This window comes from Curtobacterium sp. 260 (assembly GCF_030803485.1).
Lineage (GTDB): Bacteria > Actinomycetota > Actinomycetes > Actinomycetales > Microbacteriaceae > Curtobacterium.
In genome coordinates, this window is sequence record NZ_JAURUY010000022.1 from 1 (window position 1) to 20,888 (window position 20,888).

14 protein-coding genes are annotated in these 20,888 nt (G+C 70.4%); 11 read left to right on the forward strand and 3 right to left on the reverse strand.

Annotated features, from left to right (window positions below):
• Positions 1-197: 197 nt before the first annotated feature.
• From J2X59_RS15595 to J2X59_RS15625, 7 genes are all read left to right on the forward strand, one after another.
• Positions 198-5,528 carry a DUF6531 domain-containing protein gene (locus tag J2X59_RS15595; RefSeq protein ID WP_326497283.1) on the forward strand — a complete coding sequence of 1,777 codons (5,331 nt, stop codon included), beginning with the start codon at positions 198-200 and terminating at the stop codon, positions 5,526-5,528.
• 29 nt (positions 5,529-5,557) lie between these two features.
• The gene (locus J2X59_RS15600) at positions 5,558-6,046 is read left to right on the forward strand and encodes an immunity 26/phosphotriesterase HocA family protein (RefSeq protein WP_251161056.1); all 489 of its coding nucleotides are present in this window, start codon (positions 5,558-5,560) and stop codon (positions 6,044-6,046) included.
• Positions 6,047-6,173: 127 nt separating this feature from the next.
• Entirely contained in the window at positions 6,174-6,668 is a 495-nt protein-coding gene (locus tag J2X59_RS15605) for an Imm26 family immunity protein (protein ID WP_326497284.1), read from the forward strand.
• A gap of 33 nt (positions 6,669-6,701) precedes the next feature.
• Positions 6,702-7,106 carry a hypothetical protein gene (locus J2X59_RS15610; RefSeq protein WP_326497285.1) on the forward strand — a complete coding sequence of 135 codons (405 nt, stop codon included), beginning with the start codon at positions 6,702-6,704 and terminating at the stop codon, positions 7,104-7,106.
• A complete protein-coding gene (locus J2X59_RS15615) occupies positions 7,103-8,320 on the forward strand; it encodes a DUF6188 family protein (RefSeq protein WP_326497286.1) in 1,218 nt (405 codons plus the stop codon). Before J2X59_RS15610 ends, J2X59_RS15615 begins: the two co-directional genes overlap by 4 nt.
• Before the next feature lie 59 nt (positions 8,321-8,379).
• Positions 8,380-8,625: a hypothetical protein gene (locus tag J2X59_RS15620; RefSeq protein ID WP_251161060.1), complete on the forward strand. Its 246-nt coding sequence runs from the start codon at positions 8,380-8,382 to the stop codon at positions 8,623-8,625.
• A gap of 312 nt (positions 8,626-8,937) precedes the next feature.
• Complete coding sequence (locus J2X59_RS15625) at positions 8,938-9,090, forward strand: hypothetical protein (RefSeq protein WP_271826549.1); 153 nt, start codon at positions 8,938-8,940, stop codon at positions 9,088-9,090.
• Positions 9,091-9,155: 65 nt separating this feature from the next.
• Here J2X59_RS15625 and J2X59_RS15630 read toward each other — a convergent pair whose 3' ends face one another.
• A complete protein-coding gene (locus J2X59_RS15630; protein ID WP_326497287.1) occupies positions 9,156-10,379 on the reverse strand; it encodes an alpha/beta hydrolase family protein in 1,224 nt (407 codons plus the stop codon).
• Positions 10,380-10,402: 23 nt separating this feature from the next.
• Here J2X59_RS15630 and J2X59_RS15635 point away from each other — a divergent pair, with 23 nt between their 5' ends.
• The 4 genes from J2X59_RS15635 (at position 10,403) to J2X59_RS15650 (ending at position 15,731) form a co-directional block, all read left to right on the forward strand.
• Positions 10,403-10,984, forward strand: coding sequence for a DUF3000 domain-containing protein (locus J2X59_RS15635; protein ID WP_066654075.1), 582 nt, complete (start codon positions 10,403-10,405; stop codon positions 10,982-10,984).
• Positions 10,985-11,013: 29 nt separating this feature from the next.
• Positions 11,014-12,252: an HRDC domain-containing protein gene (locus J2X59_RS15640; protein WP_374109574.1), complete on the forward strand. Its 1,239-nt coding sequence runs from the start codon at positions 11,014-11,016 to the stop codon at positions 12,250-12,252.
• Between the two features lie 126 nt (positions 12,253-12,378).
• On the forward strand, positions 12,379-13,590 hold the full coding sequence (locus tag J2X59_RS15645; RefSeq protein ID WP_081984825.1) for a thiolase family protein: 1,212 nt from the start codon (positions 12,379-12,381) through the stop codon (positions 13,588-13,590).
• Between the two features lie 2 nt (positions 13,591-13,592).
• A complete protein-coding gene (locus J2X59_RS15650; protein ID WP_326497288.1) occupies positions 13,593-15,731 on the forward strand; it encodes a 3-hydroxyacyl-CoA dehydrogenase NAD-binding domain-containing protein in 2,139 nt (712 codons plus the stop codon).
• Between the two features lie 145 nt (positions 15,732-15,876).
• Here the strand turns inward: J2X59_RS15650 and dxs are convergent, their stop codons facing one another.
• Together dxs and J2X59_RS15660 are read right to left on the reverse strand one after the other, a co-directional pair.
• On the reverse strand, positions 15,877-17,811 hold the full coding sequence (gene dxs / locus J2X59_RS15655) for a 1-deoxy-D-xylulose-5-phosphate synthase (RefSeq protein WP_326497289.1): 1,935 nt from the start codon (positions 17,809-17,811) through the stop codon (positions 15,877-15,879).
• Between the two features lie 131 nt (positions 17,812-17,942).
• Positions 17,943-20,780, reverse strand: a complete 2,838-nt coding sequence (locus J2X59_RS15660) for an aconitate hydratase (protein ID WP_326497290.1) — start codon at positions 20,778-20,780, stop codon at positions 17,943-17,945.
• Positions 20,781-20,888: the final 108 nt, after the last annotated feature.

Genomic DNA, 20,888 nt, shown 5'->3' on the forward strand with positions numbered 1-20,888 from the left:
GGGCCGCCCCCCCCCGGGGGGGGGGGGGGGGGGGGGGGGGGGGGGGTGGGGGGGGGGGGGGGGGGGGGCGGGGGGGGGGGGGGCCCGGCCCCCCCCCCCGCCTCCCGTTCGTCACTCTGTCCGTACGCGATATCTCCCCTCCTGGTCATCCGCCCTCCTGCCGTGCCAAGATCGAGGAGTCATCGGGGGGAGACATCATGGCGAAGGTCCACGGCAACGATCCGACTGGGTACTCGTACGGTGACGCCGACGCACTGAAGACCGCGGCGCGCAACCTGGCGTCCGCGATCAACGGACAGACTGCGACGCGTGCCGCTGCGGTGACGAGCGCGGGACGCGAGTTCCGCGGGTACTTCTCGCAGGTGTTCGCCGACAACGCCGGCATCGCCTCCCGCAGCGCGAGCAAGCTCTCGGACGCGCTGTCGTCCCTGGTCGGCTTCGTCGACGAGCTGCGCGAGGCGGCGAAGCAGGAGGACCGACGACGGGCCGACGCCAAGGCGTGGGAGGCTCGGAAGCGCGAGCGCGAGGAGAACTTCTTCGTCGGTGCCGCGCACGAGGTGTCGACGTGGTTCGGCGCCGAGGACGACCCGAAGCCCCCGGAACCCGAGCCGGAGCCCCAGCTCCAGGCCGATGCGGTCTCGGTCCGCAGTCGCACGATCCCGGCGGGCGGTGGCGGCAGCGGGGGCACGTCGTCGGCGGTGCCGGCCGATCTCCGATCGTTCGCCTCGAGCACCCGTGGTGCCGACGACTCCCCGTCCGGCGCGGTGTCGTCGTTCCGCAACGCCCTGGCCGACTACGAGTCGGGGTGCAACACGTGCTGGGGCACGCTGCACGCACAGTCCCTCGTGACGGCGGTGCAGGACTGGCTCACGGACAACGGACACGACGCCTCGTGGGCGGACACGGTGGCCGCGCAGTTCGAGGCCGCCGGCGGTGGGTCCGGACCGGCGACGCTCTCGGACGCCTCGATCGCTGCGGCGCTGGCGTCGGCCGGGGTTGCGGTCGGACGCGACGACTTCACGATCGGCCCGTTCTCCGCCATGGGGACACCACCCACCAACGGGTTCGCCGACGATCCGGTGAACACCGCGACGGGCAACTTCCTCGAACCGGAGGACGACCTGACCTTCGGCGGCGCTGCGGCGTCCCTGCGGTTCTCCCGGATGTACAACTCGCTCGACACCCGGGTCGGGGCGTTCGGGGTCGGTTGGTCGTCGGTGCTCGACGTCCGGTTGGAGCTCGGCGACGAGCTGGCCTCGATCGTGCTCGAGGACGGGCGTCAGGTCGACTTCCCGCGCGACGGCGACGGTTGGGGTCGCGGTGTCGGTCAGGACCTCTGGCTGACCTCCGAGCACGGCGCGATGATCGTGCAGGACAACGGCGGCGGGTGGTGGTCGTTCTCACCTGCTGGCTTGTGGCGTACGAGTAGCCGAGGTGCTGGGAGCCGCGTCGATGTGCACCGAGACGACCACGACCGGATCATCCGTCTGCAGCACGAGCTCGGGCGACAGGTCGAGGTGCAGTACGACGGCGATCGAGTGGGAACCGTCCGCTCCGCCGAGGGCCGAGTCCTGCAGTACCGGTACGACGACCTCCGTCGGCTCGTGGCGGTCGAGGGCGAGGTCGGTACGCGACGCTACCGCTGGAATGACGCAGGTCTGATCGACCAGGTGACCGCCGCGACCGGCGTCGTCGAATGCATCAACACCTACGACGACCGGGGCCGTGTCGTCGAACAGCGCTCGCCGTTCGGGCGGACCGTCCGGTTCTCCTACCTGCAGGGCAGGGTGACCTCCGTCTCCGACACGGACGGCGGCAACGCCAACACCTGGATCGCCGACCGCAACGGTCGCGTGGTCGGGATCGTCGACGCCGAAGGCGCACGGCAGTCGATGTCCTACGACCGACACGGACACCTGGTCTCGGTCACCGAGCGGGACGGGTCGGTGACGGTGCACGGGTACGACGACCTGGGACGCCGCACGCGCACCGTGACCCCGGACGGCGCCGACGTGACGTACGCCCACGACGAGCAGGACCGGACCACCACCGTGGTCACCGCCGACGGCGGGATCGTCGAGTACGAGTACCGCGGCGACGACCGCGATCCGTCGGTCATCACCGATCCGGTCGGCGGACGGACGCTCCTCGAGTGGCGGGCCGGACAGCTGACGCGATGCACGGATCCGACCGGCGTGGTCGTCACGTTCCACCACGACGAACACGGCGACCTCGTCGCGATCGAGGATGCCGACGGGGGAACGGCGCGCTTCGTCCGCGACGCAGCGGGACGCGTCGTCGAGGCGGTCACCCCGCTCGGTGCCCGGACGTCGTACCGCTACGACTCGGCAGGTCTGCTGACCGCTCGCGAAGCTCCCGACGGTGGTGTGTGGCGATTCGATCACGATGATGCCGGGCGCGTGATCGCCAGCACAGATCCGACGGGAGCCCGGACAGCCGTCGAGTACGGCGCGCACGGGGAGATCACCGCGACCACCGACCCGCTCGGACGTCGGACCACCAAGCGGTTCGACGAGCTCGGCAACGTCTCCGCGGTGACCCTGCCCGACGGGGCGGAGTGGCGGTTCGTGCACGACGCACTCTCGCGGCTGCGCACCGTCGTCGACCCCGCTGGTGGTTCCTGGACGCGTGAGTACGACGCGATCGGCGCCGTCACCGCGACCCTGGACCCGACCGGTGTCCGCACCGCGGCCGACCGGAAGCGCGCCGACGGCACCACGGTCGTGAGTTCCGCATTCGAGGACGTCAGCGTCCGCACCGATGCGCTGGGTCGGCCGGTCAGCGTCCTGCAGAGCGACGGGTCCGCCATCGTGACCGTGCGCGACGCGGCTGGTCGGATCGTCGAGTCGCTCGACGGGGAGGGCGGGCTGACCCGCTTCGAGCGCGATTCCGCGGGTCGCGTCGTCGCCGTCACCACACCCGCTGGTCGGACGACGACGTACACCTACGACCGGTGCGGACGACCGGTGACGGCCACGGATCCGCTCGGCGGTCGGACGTCACTCCGCTACGACGCCGACGGACGGGTCGTCGAGCGCACGGATGCGAACGGCGACGTCGAGCGCACCGAGTACGACGCAGTCGGTCGGGTCACCTCCGTCGACGTGCCGGCCCTCGGGATCATCCGGTACCGCTACGACCGGGCGGGGCGCGTGGTCGAGGCACGTGACCCGCGGTTCGGTCGCCGCTCGTTCCGGTACGACGCTGCGGGGCAGCTGGTCGCGGCGACCAACGGCCTCGGCGGGGTGACGCGCTACGAGTACGACGGTCGCGGGCGGCTCGTCCGCACCACCGATCCGCTCGGAGCAGTCACGACGCGGACCTACACCGAGCTCGACAAGGTCGCCAGCTCGACGGATCCCCTCGGCCGGACGACGAGCGCGACGTACGACGCTGCCGGTCGCCAGGTCTCCCAGACGGAGCCTGATGGCACCCTGCTCCGGTGGGAGTACGACGCAGCCGGCCGAGAGACGGCCCAGTACGTGGACGACGCGCTGGCCGCTCGCATCGAGCGCGACCCGCGCTCGCGAACCGTGACCATCTCCGACCACACCCGGCCGGACGCCACCAGTGCCCACCTGCTGGAGTACGACCGTCGGGGTCTCCTCGTCCGCCGTGTGACCGACGGTCGAGAGACGCGGTGGACGTACGACCCGGACGGCCTCCGGACGTCGGTGCACGCGCCGGACGGTTCCGTGACGCGCACCGAGCGTGATCCCGCGGGTCGGAAGGGCACCGTCGAGCACACCGCGTTCGGCGACGTCCACCACGAGTACGACGGCGCCGGTCGACCCACGGCGGTGCGCACGGCAGGGACGAGCGACTCCTGGTCCCACGATCACGGCTTCGTCGTCGGGCACACCCGCTCCGACGCGGACACGACATCGACGACACGGTTGACCCGCGATCGAGACGGTCGGCTCGTCCGGATCGAGCGACCGGGCACGACGACGGTCTACGAGCACGACGCAGCGATGCAGCTCGTCCGTGCCGCCACCGACGGTGTCGAGACCACGTGGTCCTACGACGCCGCCGGCCGACTCGTCGTCGAACGCACCGGAGGTGGCACCCGCACGTTCGAGTACGACGATGCGGGCGAGCTCGTCGCGGTGACCGGACCCGAAGGGCGGACCTCGCACGAGTACGATGCGCGCGGCCAGCGCGTGCGGAGCACCGCCCCGGACGGTACCGCGACCCGGTACTCGTGGGACGGGCGGGGGTGGCTCCGACTGATCGCCTCGAGTTCGTCGAGCACGTCGACCCACGTGGATGCACTCGGCGACCTCGTCGACGTCGACGGCGTCCGACTCGACTGGGACGCCGCTGCCGCCGTTCCCACCCTGCTTGCCGTCGACGACTCCCCCGTGCTCCACACGCCGGTCGGACTGCTCGGTGGCCCGGAGGGTACCGGAGCGACGGGCTGGCGGACGGCCCGCAGCACGCCCGAGGCCGATCCGTGGCAGCTCCTCGCCGCGGCCTCCGGCGATCGCGAGGGCGCACTCTCGTTCAGCGCGGACGGGACGCCGGTGGTGGCCGGACTCGAGTGGATGGGCGCACGCGCCTACGACCCCGCAACCCGCGGTTTCCTCTCGACCGACCCGATCACCGCGCCGGCGGGGGTCGCCTGGGGCGCGAACCCGTACTCGTTCGCCGGCAACGACCCGCTCCACGCGGTCGACCCACTCGGCCTCGCGCCGATCACCGACGCCGAGCTCGAGGCGTACGCCGCCGCTGAGCAGGGGCCACTCGCGCGGGCGGCAGCGGCGACCGGTGACTGGTTCAAGGACAACTGGGAGTACGTGGCGGGCGGGGCGATGGTCGTCGCGGGTGGTGCGCTCATGCTCACCGGCGTCGGCGGCCCGCTGGGCGGGATGCTGATCGGTGCCGGCGCTGACACGATCATCCAGAAGGCGACGACCGGCGAGGTGAACTGGGGGCAGGTCGCCGTGAGCGGGGCGTTCGGTTTGGTCGGGGGTGGCCTCGGGGCTGCGGTGGGCAAGCACCTCGTCGGGAACGCCGTCGAGGGCGCGGTCGAGAACTTGGCGAACACGGTCGTCAGCGGTCAGCCGCTCACGCCGGGCAAGCTCCTGGGTTCCGCTGCCGAGGGTGCCGCGACGTCGGTCGCGACCGGCGGCACGATGTCGAAGGTGCACCTGCCGTCGGCGGTGAACAAGCTCGGCGACGAAGCACCTGTCCCACATCAAGGTGTCATCTACCTGCGAGAGGATGGGCTCGGCGGTCAGAAGCCTTACGTCGGTCAGGCCAAGGACTTGGGGCGCTTCGAGGAACGTCAACGCGAACACGCTCGGGCGAATCCGGATGCGATCTACGAGTACCGAGTGATCGACCGCGGTACGCCTGGTCAGCACCTCGACAGACTCGAGGAGTACCACATTCGACGCCTCGGCGGTCCGACCAACAAGGGCAATCCTGATGGGTTGCTTGAGAACAAACGACACCAGATGCGCGAGGCGCGCTACCAAGCAGCAGGAGGGGATCCGTATTGAGTGCTTCGAAGGACGTCCTGGAGGTCAGGGTGAGCGACGTCTTCAGTGTGAAGATTGACGACGATCGCGCCTATGTCGGTCAAGTTCTGCATGTCGGCGAGGGTGCGGTCTTCGTCGTTGTCTTCGACCACCTCGTTCGGCATCCGGTCGCGATCCCCGATGCGCTCGCCGCGCTGATGCACCCGCCGATCGTGGCCAGTTGGACCCACGACGCGCGATTCCGGCCGGGAATGTGGGAAGTGGTCACCCAGGCGCAGACCGACAATCGGCGGTATCTGCCCGCTTCCACCTGGGGGCTGCCAGAAACCGGGGGCGTCCGACTTACGAGCTTCGATGAGACGAGGACCCGCGCGGCGACCGCCGAAGAAGCCGCTACCATCCCTCCGAGAACGACGCGATCGCCCATGCTCATCGAGAAGTTCCTGATGATGGCTGCCGGTGTGGCACCCAGAAATCCCGCTCTCGAGAAGGTGCGCTGGGTGCCGATGCCATCATCGTCGGAACTCTTCCCGGACTGAGTTCGGCTTGCACCGGGGCCAGCGTCAACGTCTCGCGATCGCCTCGCCAATGGTACTGGAGAGGGCTTTCAAGGCTCACCACAGCATCGGTCGCTTGATGTTGAACAATGCGAGGAGCGTCTCCGACGTGTCCATCGGCGAAGTGTTCACGATTCCCGTCGACGACCAGCGCCGCTCGGCCGGCCAGGTCGTAAGCGAGTACATATCTGCTCTCTACGTCATCATCCTCGACCGAATCTTCGGAGCTGACGAGGACCCGTCGCTCAGACTCGACGATCTGACGGGGTCGGAACCGCTGTTTTCCCGGCTGATCTTCGACTCCCGATTTCGACCAGGAATGTGGGAGATGATCGGACACGCTGCCGCCGACTCTGAGCGGTATCTGCCTGCCTTCACCTACGGGGCTGCCGAACTCGATGGCGTCAAGATCACGAATTTCAGCGGCTCCGAGGTTCGGCATGCGACAGATTCCGAGTCGAAGGAGATTCCCCGTCGCGCGATCGACTCGCCGCTGATCTTGGAGAAAGCCATCCAGGCACATCACGGCATCCGTCGCTGGCTTCCGGCTTTCGAAGAAGTTCGGCACCGACCGGGGATCGCGTCGGCGAAGCTGTTCGATTGATCGTGTATCTCGGCATCAGACCGGAGTTCTGACATGCAAGAAGTGTTCTTCCTCTCGTCCATGGACAGCCTGCGGTTCTCGTCCGTCTTCCGGTGCGAGGTCGAACGACCGGTCGAGCTCCCGAACGGTCGTCATGCGCTGATGGTCAGCTGCGAGCCACCCGTCAACGGTCAGGAGCTCGGTCACCCGCTCGGCATCAGCGAGTTGTTGCTGTGGAGTCGGTTCGAGGACGAAGACCTCTGGACGTTCCCCGCCTTCCCGCACTTCGTGCAGATCTGTCTGCCTGACGTCGACCAGCCTGCCCATGACATGCCTGCGAGCATCGCCTGGGGTGAGATCGACAAGACTGAGGCGGACGCGCGGATGCACGAGCTGGCCGCTCAACCTTCTGAGCGAGCACGCACGAATCCGGACCGCCCGCGGAAGAGCGAACGATGAGCGAACTGGCCATCGAGGACGTCCCCCTGCTCCTCGTCGGAGAGACGATCGACGCCATCTGGGTCGACTACTCGCTCCGACTCCTGCTCTCGAACGGCGCCACCGTCATCCTCGAGTGTCCGTTCTCCCTTGGTGGGTCACCGGACACCGCAACGATGATCGATCCGGAGGGCGACAAGTCGGGGCTGGTGCCGGCTCTCCGCCTGCACACGCTCGTGGTCACCGAGGCGCACGCCACGGGCTCGACGCTGTCGATGACGTTCTCCGACGGCTCGCGTCTGACCGCCGGACCGCACCCCGAGTTCGAGTCGTGGCACTACATCGGACCGGAGACGCCCCCGACCAGGATCATCATCATGCCGGGCGGGGGCCCTGCCATCTGGCTTCACCACCCAGAGACCGAAAGCGGCCTTCTGTCCTTCCGAACACGGCCGTCGGACGAACACCTGCTCCCCGCGTTCCACGACGTCTTCACATCGCTGACCGTCCCACCGCTCCGGTGGCTCGTCACCGATCTCGACATCGTCGTGCGCTCGGGATCGACGGTGAACGTGCACGAGTGGGACCGTCGTCTCAGAGCAGCACCGCCACCTGGCCTGTGGTTCTCACACGACGAGATGCTGACGCTCGTCCGTGACAACGACCAGCTGATCGACGGCGAGTTCTTCGGCGTCCCGTTCGGCGCCGCGGCTGACCCGGCCCGGGCGGTCCTCCGCATCGACTTCTTCCACAGCGGCGCGGCCTCCGTGGTCCTGGATCCCTCGGTCATCGGCGTCTCGGAAGCGTTCGAGCGGCTGTTCGGTCCGGAGGTCACGGTACCCTCGATAGGCACTCGAGACGCTGACCTCGCCGCGTACCGCGTCCAGTCGCTCCTGCTCGCGTTCCTCGACACGCTCCCCGCGCCGGGAGCGGCGGAACTCCGACAGCAGGCCGAGGTGGTGCGAGCCGTCCAGGAGACAGCTCCGAGGATCTGGGACGTCGTGCTCGCGGAGACACCCCGAGCCGACTTGCCCGACGGTCGTCTGCCGGGATCGCTGGCCTACCGCACGGACGAGGCACCGCTCGCGGGTGAAGTCCTCGTGTGGATGCTCGACGGCCGGATCGACTCCTTCGAGCTCCCGTGGTTCACGACGGAGATGCCGGCCGAACTCCCCCGGCCGGACCAGCTCATCCGCGCCGCGGACGAGGGCGACGGAGGTCACGGTGTCCGGTAGTCGGCACGGCCACAGCCGACACGCTCCGGCTGCTCCCCGCATCCTCGTGGAGGCATGACGTGACGACCTCCGGCACGAGCGTGCCACTGCTCCGCCTGACCCTCCCCAGACGCCTCGACGTCCCCACCCGAGCCCACGAGATCCTGGACGCCGTGCCGGACGACGCGGACGTGCTCGGGTACGACGCCCCTGCCGCCGCGATCGCCCGCGCACTCCGCCGGAGCAGACGAGCGGGGACGCCCCGCGACGATGCCCTCGTGACGCCCCTCGACGAGCTCGGGCACGACCCGGTGCTGGTCCGGTAGGTCGACCTCGGTGACGAGGTCCTCACGGTCCTGCTCCGGGCGTCGGACGGCGCGTTCCTGTCCGCTACGGTCACTGACCGTACCGCCGGGGTCGAGACCATCAGCGCCGCTGAACTCGCGACGCTGCTCGCCGCGACCGCGGCACCCGGCGCGGACCGGGCCCTCGAACTCGTCCGACTCCTCGCGCCCGACGACCGCATCAGACTCTTCGAGCAGGGCGCTCGAACGACCGCGGAGACGTTCGCGACCAAGTACGGTCTGCCCGCCGAGCGGGGGTTCACGGTCCTCGACCTCGAGTCCTTCGTCGCCGCAGTGGCACGCTTCGACGCTGACGACCTCCCCTTCTGCGCTCTCGACGCTCCCGGAGTGGTCGCGACCGTCGCGTTCACACCGGACCGCACCGCGGTCCTCGCGACGACGATCGCGCGACGTCTGCGGCACGACCAGGACGACGACCGACCCTGACCCAGGACGGCCTGGAGGCACGGTGCCAGCTGGCACCGTGCCTCCCGTCCGACCATCGTTCGCGTCTACCGCGCGCTGGTCGCGTCCGTCGGCTGCACCACCTCGGTGAGCCACGCGAGGATCCGCGCGTCGAACCAGTCCGCGTCGTGGTTCCAGAGCTTCGTGTGCCGCGCCGTCGTCTGCACCTCGAGCCGGACGATGTCCGGCCGCACCCGCGCCAGCTCGTGCGACGCCGACGACGGCACGAACCCGTCGTCGTCGCTGTGCAGGATGAGGATCGGCACGTCGAGCTCGTCAGCTCGGGCGACCATGTCGAGTTCCCGGAGGTCCACCGGGTGGTGCAGCCCAGCGACGTGGTGCAGCACGGGCGTGCGGAGGATGCGTTGGGCGACCTTGCGCACCGGGCGCGGCAGCTTGAGGACCCGGCTCTGCGACTTGAGCACCGCGTGCCAGTCGACGACCGGCGACTCGAGCACGATCCCGTCGACGAGCCCGGCGAACCGCGACCGCACGAGGGTCTGCAGGACGACCGCACCGCCCATCGACCATCCCATGAGCACGACGCTCCGGGCCTGCTGCGCGGTGAGCCAGCGGAGCACGCCGTCGACGTCCTCCCACTCGGTGCTGCCGAGGCCGTAGCGTCCGTCCTCGCTGCGCGGGGCGACGCCGTCGTTCCGCCACGAGGCGAGGACGACCGAGTAGCCGGCGGCGCGGAAGACCGGGACGGCGCGGATCGTCTCGGCGCGGGTGACCCCGCGACCGTGCACGAGCACGGCCCAGGGCGCGTCGGGGTCGTCGGCGCGGACGACCCACGCCGGCGCGGCGCCGTTCGGTGTCGGGATGTCGACGTCCTCGACGGGCACGTCGAGCTCGCCTGGCGTGAGGTAGAACCACCCGCCCCAGCGCCCGCGCCGAGCCGCGGTCGGGTCGCCGGCGTCGATCGCGATGATGCGACGCGTGACCGTGGTGTCGGTGGTGCCGAGCACCTCACCGACGCGCAAGTGCCCGGTACCGCCGCCGAACCACAGGCTGTAGCGCCCCTGCAGCTCGGTGTCGGCGGTCCGTTCGAGCGTCACGGTCATCCGACCGGTGTCGACCGCGTGGATCGGGACACGCTCGACGCGCTTCCGGTCGGGCGTGACGACCGCTCGGGCGACGGCGGCGACGAAGCCGCCGACGACCGCGGTGGTGACCGCAGCGGCCGCGATGCCCGCGCCGAGCGCGACGACCCCGGCCGATCGTACGGTCTCCTGGGCCACGTCCTCGGCGGGTCGCGCTGATCGGGACATGGTCCGGAGCCTAGTCTGCAAGCGTGTCCGAATCCCGAGAGCCCGAGGCCTTCGAACGCCTGCGCGCGTTCGTCGCACCGGGCCGGACCCGCACCGAGACGACCGTCACCGAGATCCCCTCGCCGTCACGCATCGCACCGCACTCGATCGCCCTCGCGGCGGACGTGTCGGGCGCCGTGCACGGCATCGACTCCGACCTCGGGACCGGCCGCTTCATCGCCCTGTACGACCCTGCAGAACCGGAGGGCTGGGGTGGCGCGTTCCGCGTCGTGACCTTCGCCCAGGCACCGCTCGAACCGGAGATCGGCGTCGACGAGTTCGTCGCCGACGTGACGTGGAGCTGGCTCGTCGACGCGCTCGCTGCCCACGGTGCGACGTACGACCGGGCGTCGGGCACGGCGACCAAGATCATCTCGCGCGGCTACGGCGACCTCGCGGCCCAGGGCGACGGCGCACAGCTCGAGCTCCGGGCCTCGTGGACGCCCCGCGACGAGGACCTGACCGCGCACGTCGAGGCCTGGGAGGAGATCGTCGCGATGCTCGCGGGGCTCCCTCCGGCGTCCGACGGCGTGACCCTGCTGGCCCCGAGGAGGACCACGAAGTGACCGACCCCGCCAGCCAGGCCCGCGACGCCGTGTCGGGCGCCTCGGCCGACCCCGCGTTCGAGGACGCGCACGCCACCGTGCGCGTGATCGAGGACCGCGACGAGTACCTGCAGGCGGTCGACGCGATCGCCGCCGGACACGGCCCGGTCGCGGTCGACGCGGAGCGTGCGAGCGGCTACCGGTACTCGCAGCGCGCCTACCTCATCCAGGTCTTCCGCCGCGGTGCGGGCGCCTTCCTTTTCGACCCGATCGCGATCGGTGACTTCGCGGAACTGCAGGCCGCGATCGTCGACGAGGAGTGGCTGTTCCACGCCGCCTCGCAGGACCTGCCCTGCCTGCAGGAGGTCGGCCTCGTCCCGACCCGCATCTTCGACACCGAGCTCGGAGCCCGCATCGCCGGGTTCCCCCGCGTCGGTCTCGGCGCGGTGGTCGAGCAGCTCCTCGGCATCACGCTCGCCAAGGCCCACTCCGCCGCCGACTGGTCGACGCGTCCGCTCCCCCAGGCCTGGCTCGTCTACGCCGCGCTCGACGTCGAGCTGCTCCCTGACCTGCGCGACGCCCTCGCCGCGGTGCTCGACGCCGCCGGCAAGTCGCGGATCGCCGCCGAGGAGTTCGCCGCCGTCCTGACCCGCGCCCCGAAGCCCCCGAAGGCCGAGCCGTGGCGTCGCCTGTCCGGCATGCACGCGCTCCGCGGCGCCCGGGCCCTCGCGATCGCCCGGTCGCTCTGGACCGCACGCGACGCCTACGCCCGCCAGGTCGACACCGCCCCGGGTCGCATCGTGCCCGACTCGGCCATCGTCGCCGCAGCGGCGGCGAACCCGACCTCGAAGGCCGAGCTGAGTGCCGTGAAGGCCTTCACCGGCCGAGCGAGCCGGTCGGAACTCGACCGCTGGTGGGCCGCCGTCGAGGAGGGGCGCACGACCGAGGACCTGCCGAAGCTCCGCGGCACCGGCGAGGCCACGCTCCCGCCGCCCCGCGCGTGGGCGGACCGCAACCCCGAGGCCGACCGCCGCTACAAGGCCGCTCGCGCCGCCGTCGTCGCGCGTGCCGAGGAGCTCGACGTCCCCGTCGAGAACCTGCTCACCCCGGAGACCCTCCGGGTGGTGTCCTGGGAACCGCCGACACCGATCGCGACCGAGACCGTCGGAGCCGCCCTTGCCGGGCACGACGCCCGCCCGTGGCAGGTCGAGGAGACGGCGTCGATCATCGCGCACGCCTTTGTCGACGCCGCACAGCAGCCTGCTGCCGAGAGCAACACCGGCTCGTAGGAACACCCCAACCGGCATGCGCTCGCCCAGGCGGCGGGCATAGCGTCGGTACCGTCGCCGGGCTCGGCCCGGCCGGTCGGGGCGGAACGTGCCCCGACTCGATCGAAGAGGATCTGGAGGCCCGGATTGGCCAGAGCAGCAGACGTCGTGTTCGTGGACGGTGTGCGCACACCGTTCGGACGAGCCGGTGAGAAGGGGGTGTTCTGGAAGACCCGCGCCGACGACCTCGCGGTCCACGCGATGCGCGGTCTGCTCGACCGGAACAGCCAGCTCGACGGCGCGGCGGTCGACGACGTCGCCGTGGCCGCCACCACCCAGCAGGGCGACCAGGGCCTGACCCTCGGCCGCACCGTCGGCATGCTCGCCGGGCTGCCGAAGTCGGTCCCGGGCTACGCCATCGACCGCATGTGCGCCGGTGCGATGACGAGCGTCACCACGCTCGCCGGCGCGATCGCCTTCGGCGCTGCCGACGTCGCCATCGCCGGCGGGGTCGAGCACATGGGCCGCCACCCGATGGGCTTCGGCGCCGACGTGAACCCGCGCTTCGTCGCGGAGCGCATGGTCGCGACCGACGCGCTGGTCATGGGCAGCACCGCCGAGCGGCTGCACGACCGCTTCCCCGCCATCACGAAGGACCGCACGGACGCCTTCGCCGTCCAGTCGCAGCAGCGCTACGCCGCCGCGTGGGCGGCCGGCAAGCTGCAGCCCGACGTGGTCCCGGTCGAGGTGAACACCGGCGAGGGCTGGGACATCGTCACGGCGGACGAGCCGCCGCGTCCCGGCACCACCCTGGAGGCCCTGGCTGCGCTGCGCACACCGTTCCGGCCCCACGGACGGGTCACCGCCGGCAACGCGGCCGGTCTCAACGACGGCGCCACCATGAGCCTCCTCGCCTCCGAGGACGGCGCGAAGCAGCACGGCCTGCCGACGAAGATGCGCATGGTCTCGTTCGCCTTCGCGGGCGTCGAGCCCGAGGTGATGGGCGTCGGGCCCGTCCCCGCGACCGACAAGGCGCTCCGCAAGGCAGGGCTGACGATCGACGACATCGGGCTCTTCGAGATCAACGAGGCGTTCGCCGTCCAGGTGCTCGCCTTCCTCGACAACTACGGCATCGCCCAGGACTCCGCGAACGTCAACGCCTGGGGCGGCGCGATCGCCGTCGGGCACCCGCTCGCGTCGAGCGGCGTCCGGCTCATGAACCAGCTCGCGGCCCAGTTCGCCGAGCGGCCGGACGTCCGGTACGGCATCACGACGATGTGCATCGGCCTCGGCCAGGGCGGCACCGTCATCTGGGAGAACCCGAACTTCAGCAAGAGCGCGGCACGGAAGGCGGCCTGACGATGACCACCACCCCGATCGACCAGCTGACCGAGCTCAGCGCCGACGAGGTCGTCACCCACTCGTACGTCAAGCACGTGCCGCTGCCGTCCGGTGGCACGCTCGCCCTCGTCACGCTCGACAACGGCAAGGACTACAAGCGCCCGTCGACCCTCGGCCCGCGCACCATGCGCGAGCTGTCCGACGTGCTCGACACGCTGCGCGCAGCGGCCTCCGCCGGGAGCATCCAGGCGGTCGCGATCACCGGCAAGGAGTACTGCTTCGCCGCCGGTGCCGACCTGTCGCAGGCGGCAGCGCTCCCCTCGCGCGAGGTCGCTCATGAGCTCGGCGCCCTCGGGCACGCGACGCTCCGCAAGCTCTCCGACCTCGGTGTGCCGTCGTTCGCCTTCGTGAACGGCATCGCGCTCGGTGGTGGGCTCGAGATCGCCCTGCACTGCACCTACCGCGTGTTCTCCTCGGCGGCGCAGGGCATCGGGCTGCCCGAGGTCTTCCTCGGCATCGTCCCCGGCTGGGGTGGGGCCACGCTGCTCCCCCGCCTGATCGGTCCCGAGAAGGCGCTCCGCGTCATCGTGGAGAACCCGCTCAAGAACAACCGGCTCATGGACGGCAAGGCCGCCGTCGAGCTCGGCATCGGCGACGCGCTCATCCCCTCCGTGACCTTCCTGCCGTCCGCGGTCGCGTGGGCCGACGGGGTCGTCAGCGGCCGCACGAAGGTCAAGCGCGCGAACGAACCCGGCATGCTCGAGAAGGCCGCCTGGGGCACCGTGGTCAAGGTGGCGCGACAGCAGGTGGCCTCGAAGATCGGCACCGTCCCGAAGTCGCCCTTCCGTGCGCTCGACCTCGTCGCCGCAGCGAAGTCGGGCTCGCTCGACGACCGCTTCGCCGACGAGGACGACGCCCTCGCCGACCTGCTCGCCGGGGACCAGTTCGCCGCGTCGATGTACGCGTTCGACCTCGTGCAGAAGCGCGCGAAGAAGCCCGTCGGCGCTCCCGAGGGCGTCGAGGCGAAGAAGATCACGAAGGTCGGCGTCCTCGGCGCCGGGCTGATGGCGTCGCAGTTCGCGCTGCTGTTCGCCCGCCGTCTCGGCGTCCCGGTCGTCATCACCGACGTCGACCAGGCCCGCGTGGACGCCGGGGTCGCGCGCATCGCCGGTGAGGTCGAGAAGCTCCGCGAGAAGGGCCGCATCTCCCCCGACGACGCGAACCGCATCACGGCGCTCGTCAGCGGGTCGGTGTCGTACGACGCGTTCGCCGACGCCGACTGGGTGATCGAGGCCGTCTTCGAGGAGATGTCGGTCAAGCAGGACGTCTTCCGGAAGATCGAGCAGGTCATCGCGCCCGACGCGATCCTGGCGACGAACACCTCGTCGTTGTCGGTCGACGAGATGGCGTCGGTGCTCGAGCACCCGGAGCGCCTCGTCGGCTTCCACTTCTTCAACCCGGTGGCCGTGATGCCGCTGCTCGAGGTGGTGCGGGCCGACAAGACCTCGGACGAAGCGCTCGTCACCGCACTCGCGGTCGCGAAGACCCTCAAGAAGACCGCGATCATCACCGCCGACCAGCCGGGCTTCGTCGTCAACCGCGTGCTCGCTCGGGTGCTCGGCGAGGCGATGCGGGGCGTCGAGGAGGGCACGCCCTTCGAGACCGTCGCCCAGGGTGCTGCGCCGCTCGGCCTGCCGATGTCGCCGTTCGAGCTGCTCGAGCTCGTCGGCCTGCCCGTCGGTGCGCACGTGCTCGACTCGCACCACGCGGCGTGGCCGGAGCGCTTCTACCCCGGTGACGGCCTGAAGCGGATCGCGGAGCACGGCACGATCCTGACCCGCGACAAGAAGGGCACCGTCACCGGGTACGACCCCGCCGCCGTGAAGCTCGTCGCACCGTCGAAGAAGGACGCGAAGCCGGTCGACGCGGCGACGATGCAGCAGCGGTTCGAGGACGCCCTGGCGGACGAGGTCCACCGGATGCTCGAGGACCACGTCGTCGAGCACGTCGAGGAGATCGACCTCGGTCTGATCCTCGGCGCCGGCTACCCGTTCCAGGCCGGTGGCATCAGCCCCTACCTCGACCGTTCCGGCGCCTCGGAGCGCGTCTTCGGCGCGACGTTCCACACCCCGGCGATCGTCGGCCCCGCCTCGCGCTAGCCGACTCGGACCACTCCGCACAACCGGAAGCACCTCGCGCCACGGGAACCCGTGGCGCGAGGTGCTTCCGGTTGTGCTGTGGCACGCCGAACCACGCGCCGGCAGGACAAACGGTGCCGCGAATCGCGACGGCGCCGCACCAGCCTCAGTGGTCGGCCGACTCCCGCGTCCGCGCCGGCTTCGCCTGGGGCAGCTTCGTGCCGACCACCTGGTCGATGACGTCCCGCGCGATCGCCTGCGCCGTGAGCCCCACGTCCGACAGGATCTGCGACCGCGAGGCGTGGTCGATGAACTCGTCCGGCAGCCCGAGCTCGTTCACCCCGGTGTCGACCCCGGCGGCACGCAGGTCCTGCCGCAGCCGGGTCCCGACTCCACCGACGCGGACGCCGTCCTCGATCGTGATGACGAGCCGGTGGTCGCGCGAGAGGTCGATGAGCGAGGTCGGGATCGGCACGACCCACCGGGGGTCGACGACCGTGACGCCGATGCCCTGCGATTCGAGCAGCCCGGCGGCTTCGAGGGCGACCGGCACCATCGAGCCGACGGCGACGAACAGGACGTCGGGTTCCTGCCCCTCGGACGGGTCCCGCAGGACGTCCACGCCGTCGTGCAGCCGACGGAGCGCCGGGACGTCCGGTCCGACAGATCCCTTCGACCAGCGCAGCACCGTCGGGGCGTCGTCCACGGCGACGGCCTCGCGGAACTCCTCGCGCAGCGTCGCGGCATCGCGCGGTGCGGCGATGCGGATCCCGGGCACGACCTGCAGCAGGGCGAGGTCCCACATCCCGTGGTGCGACGGCCCGTCCGGGCCGGTGATGCCCGCGCGGTCGAGGACGAACGTCACACCGGCCCGGTGCAGGGCGACGTCCATGAGCACCTGGTCGAACGCCCGGTTGAGGAAGGTCGCGTAGAGCGCCACGACGGGGTGCAGCCCGCCGTAGGCGAGCCCCGCCGCGGTCGTCACGGCGTGCTGCTCCGCGATGCCGACGTCGATCACCCGGTCGGGGTGCTGCTCCTGGAAGCGGTGGAGCCCGGTCGGTCGCAGCATGGCCGCGGTGATCGCCACGATCCGCTCGTCGGCCGCACCGACCGACGCCAGCTCCGAGGCGAACACCGACGTCCACGAGGGCCCGGACGACACGTCGAGCGACTCCCCCGTCTCGGGGTCGATGTGCCCGACGGCGTGGAACTGGTCCGCCTGGTCGCGGAGCGCCGGCTCGAAGCCGTGGCCCTTCTCCGTGATGGCGTGCACGATGGTCGGCGCGCCGTAGGCCTTCGCCTGCCGGAGCGCCGCCTCGACGGCCCGCTGGTCGTGACCGTTGACCGGCCCGATGTACTTGATGTCGAGGTTCGAGTAGAGCGCCTCGTTGTTGGTGAACCGCGCCAGGAATCCGTGGAGTCCGCCACGGACCCCCCGGTAGAACGCACGACCCGGCGCACCGAACCGCGAGGCGACGGCCTGCGACTTCTCGAACAGCGCCCGGTACTCACGGCGGGTGCGCACCGAGCTGAGGAAGCGCGCCATGCCCCCGATCGTCGGCGCGTAGGACCGACCGTTGTCGTTGACCACGATCACCAGGCGGCGGTCGTTGCCGTCCGAGATGTTGTTGAGCGCCTCCCACGTCATCCCGCCGGTGAGGGCGCCGTCGCCGACGACCGCCACGACGGTGCGGTCGTCCTGCCCGGTCTGCCGGAAGGCGCGGGAGATCCCGTCAGCCCAGGACAGCGACGAGGACGCGTGCGAGGACTCGACGATGTCGTGCTCCGACTCGCTCCGCTGCGGGTAGCCGGCCAGCCCGCCGCGCTCGCGCAGCTTCGAGAAGTCCTGCCGCCCGGTGACGAGCTTGTGCACGTAGGACTGGTGCCCCGTGTCGAAGACGAACGGGTCGTGCGGCGAGTCGAACACGCGGTGCATCGCGAGCGTGAGCTCGACGACCCCGAGGTTCGGTCCGAGGTGCCCGCCGGTCTTCGCGACCTCGGCGACGAGGAACCGTCGGATCTCGGCGGCGAGCTCGGTCATCTGTGCGTCGGACAGACGCCTGAGGTCGCGCGGCGACGTGATGCTGCTCAGCAGGCTCACGGGCGCTCCTTTCGTGGGGCAGGTCCCCACACTATCCGCGCGGACAGACGACGGACTGGAGGCCCGTGGCGGTGTCGCCACGGGCCTCCAGTCCGTCAGGTGGTCGCGTCAGCGACCCGCGCTCCCGTCGATCAGACGAGCGAACGGAGCACGTACTGCAGGATGCCGCCGTTGCGGTAGTAGTCCGCCTCACCGGGGGTGTCGATGCGGACGACCGCGTCGAACTCGACCGTCTGCTTGCCGGCCGGCGAGTGCTCGCTCGGCTCCGCGGTGACGTGCACGGTCTTCGGCGTGCGGCCCTCGTTCAACTCGGTCAGCCCCGAGATCGAGACGACCTCGGTGCCGTCGAGACCGAGCGACTCGACCGTCTCACCCGCCGGGAACTGCAGCGGGACGACACCCATGCCGATGAGGTTCGAGCGGTGGATGCGCTCGAAGCTCTCGGTGATGACCGCCTTGACGCCGAGCAGGTTCGTGCCCTTCGCCGCCCAGTCGCGCGACGAGCCGGAGCCGTACTCCTTGCCACCGAAGATGACGAGGGGGATGCCCTGCTCCTGGTAGTGCTGCGAGGCGTCGTAGATGAACGACTGCTCGCCGTCGGGCGTCGTGAAGTCGCGGGTGTAGCCGCCCTCGACGCCGTCCAGCAGCTGGTTCCGCAGGCGGATGTTCGCGAACGTGCCGCGGATCATCACCTCGTGGTTGCCGCGACGCGAGCCGTAGGAGTTGAAGTCCTTGCGGTCGACGCCGTGCTCGTCGAGGTACCGACCGGCCGGGCTGTCGGCCTTGATCGAACCGGCCGGGGAGATGTGGTCGGTCGTGACCGAGTCACCGAGCTTCGCGAGCACGCGGGCACCGGAGATGTCGGAGACCGCGTCGGGCTGCATCGTCATGCCCTCGAAGTACGGGGGCTTCCGGACGTAGGTCGACTCGGTGTCCCACTCGAACGTGTCGCCTGTCGGGGTCGGCAGGTTCTTCCAGCGGTCGTCGCCCTCGAACACGGAGCCGTACTCGTGGGTGAACATCTCGGTGTCGATCGACGTGTCGATCACGTCCTGCACCTCGGCCGCGTCGGGCCAGATGTCCTGTAGGTAGACGTCGTTGCCGTCCTGGTCGGTGCCGAGGGCGTCCTTGTCGAAGTCGAAGTGCATCGACCCGGCCAGGGCGTACGCGATGACCAGCGGCGGCGAGGCCAGGTAGTTCATCTTCACGTCGGGGTTGATGCGGCCCTCGAAGTTGCGGTTGCCCGAGAGCACCGCGGTGACGGCGAGGTCGTTGTCCTGCACGGCCTGCGAGATCTCCTCGGGCAGCGGGCCCGAGTTGCCGATGCAGGTGGTGCAGCCGTAGCCGACCGTGTAGAAGCCGAGGTCCTCGAGGTAGCTGGTGAGCCCGGCCTTCTCGTAGTAGTCGGTGACGACCTTCGAGCCCGGCGCGAGGGTGGTCTTCACCCACGGCTTGGCCTTGAGGCCCTTCTTCGCGGCGTTCCGCGCGAGGATGCCGGCGGCCATCATCACCGACGGGTTCGACGTGTTCGTGCACGAGGTGATCGCGGCGATCGCGACGGCACCGTGGTCGATCGTGAACGTGTCACCGTCGGCCACGGAGACCGACGTCGGCTTCGACACCGTGCCGGGCGCGCTCGAGGCGTGCACGGGGACCTCGGACGCGGGGGCGTCCTGCAGGTCGTCGACGGCGTGCTCGTCACCGGGCGCGGCGGCGACCGGGTCGGACGCCGGGAAGGTGTCCGCCACGGCCTTGTCCTCGTGCGTGTGGTCGATGCTCGCGTAGTTGGCGAGGTCGACCTCGAACTGGTCCTTGGCCTTCGACAGCTCGATGCGGTCCTGCGGGCGCTTCGGGCCGGAGATCGACGGGACGACCGTCGAGAGGTCGAGCTCCATGTACTCGGAGTACGCGGGCTCCACCGACGGGTCGTGCCACAGGCCCTGGGCCTTGGAGTACGCCTCGACCAGGGCGATCTGGTCCTCGGACCGGCCGGTCAGGCGCAGGTAGTTGAGCGTGACGGAGTCGACGGGGAAGATCGCGGCGGTGGAGCCGAACTCCGGCGACATGTTGCCGATGGTCGCGCGGTTCGCGAGCGGGACCTCGGAGACGCCCTCGCCGTAGAACTCGACGAACTTGCCCACGACGCCGTGCTTGCGGAGCTCCTGGGTGATGGTCAGCACCACGTCCGTCGCGGTGACTCCGGCGGGGATCGAACCGGACAGCTTGAAGCCGACGACCTTCGGGATGAGCATCGACACGGGCTGGCCGAGCATCGCTGCCTCGGCCTCGATGCCGCCGACGCCCCAGCCGAGCACGCCGAGGCCGTTCACCATCGTGGTGTGCGAGTCGGTGCCGACGAGGGTGTCCGGGTACGCGTAGAGCTCGCCGTCGAACTCGCGGGTGTACGTGACCTTCGCCAGGTACTCGATGTTGACCTGGTGCACGATGCCGGTGCCCGGCGGGACGACCTTGAAGTCCTCGAACGCGGTCTGGCCCCAGCGGAGGAACTGGTAGCGCTCCCCGTTGCGCTCGTACTCGAGGTCGGTGTTGCGCTGGAGGGCGTCCTCGCGGCCGAACAGGTCGGCGACGACGGAGTGGTCGATGACCATCTCGGCCGGCGAGAGCGGGTTGATCTTGTTCGGGTCGCCGCCGATCTGTGCCATCGCCTCGCGCATGGTGGCGAGGTCGACGATGCACGGGACGCCGGTGAAGTCCTGCATGACCACGCGGGCCGGCGAGAACTGGATCTCGGTGTCCGGCTCGGCCTCGGGCTTCCAGGAGCCGAGCGCGCGGATCTGCTCCTCGGTGACGTTCGCGCCGTCCTCGGTGCGGAGCAGGTTCTCGAGCAGCACCTTCAGGCTGTACGGGAGCTTCTCGTGCCCCGGCACCGTGTCGATCCGGTGGAACGCGTAGTCGACACCCCCAACCGAGAGCGTGTCCTTCGAGCCGAAGCTGTTGACTGCAGCCACTGTGCCGCCTCCCTACTGATCGGTGTGCCCTCATCATCGCGGGCGTCGGAACGTCCCACCAGCAAGGCAAACCTAATCCCGACGGTGCTGGCGCGCCCCCGGGAAACT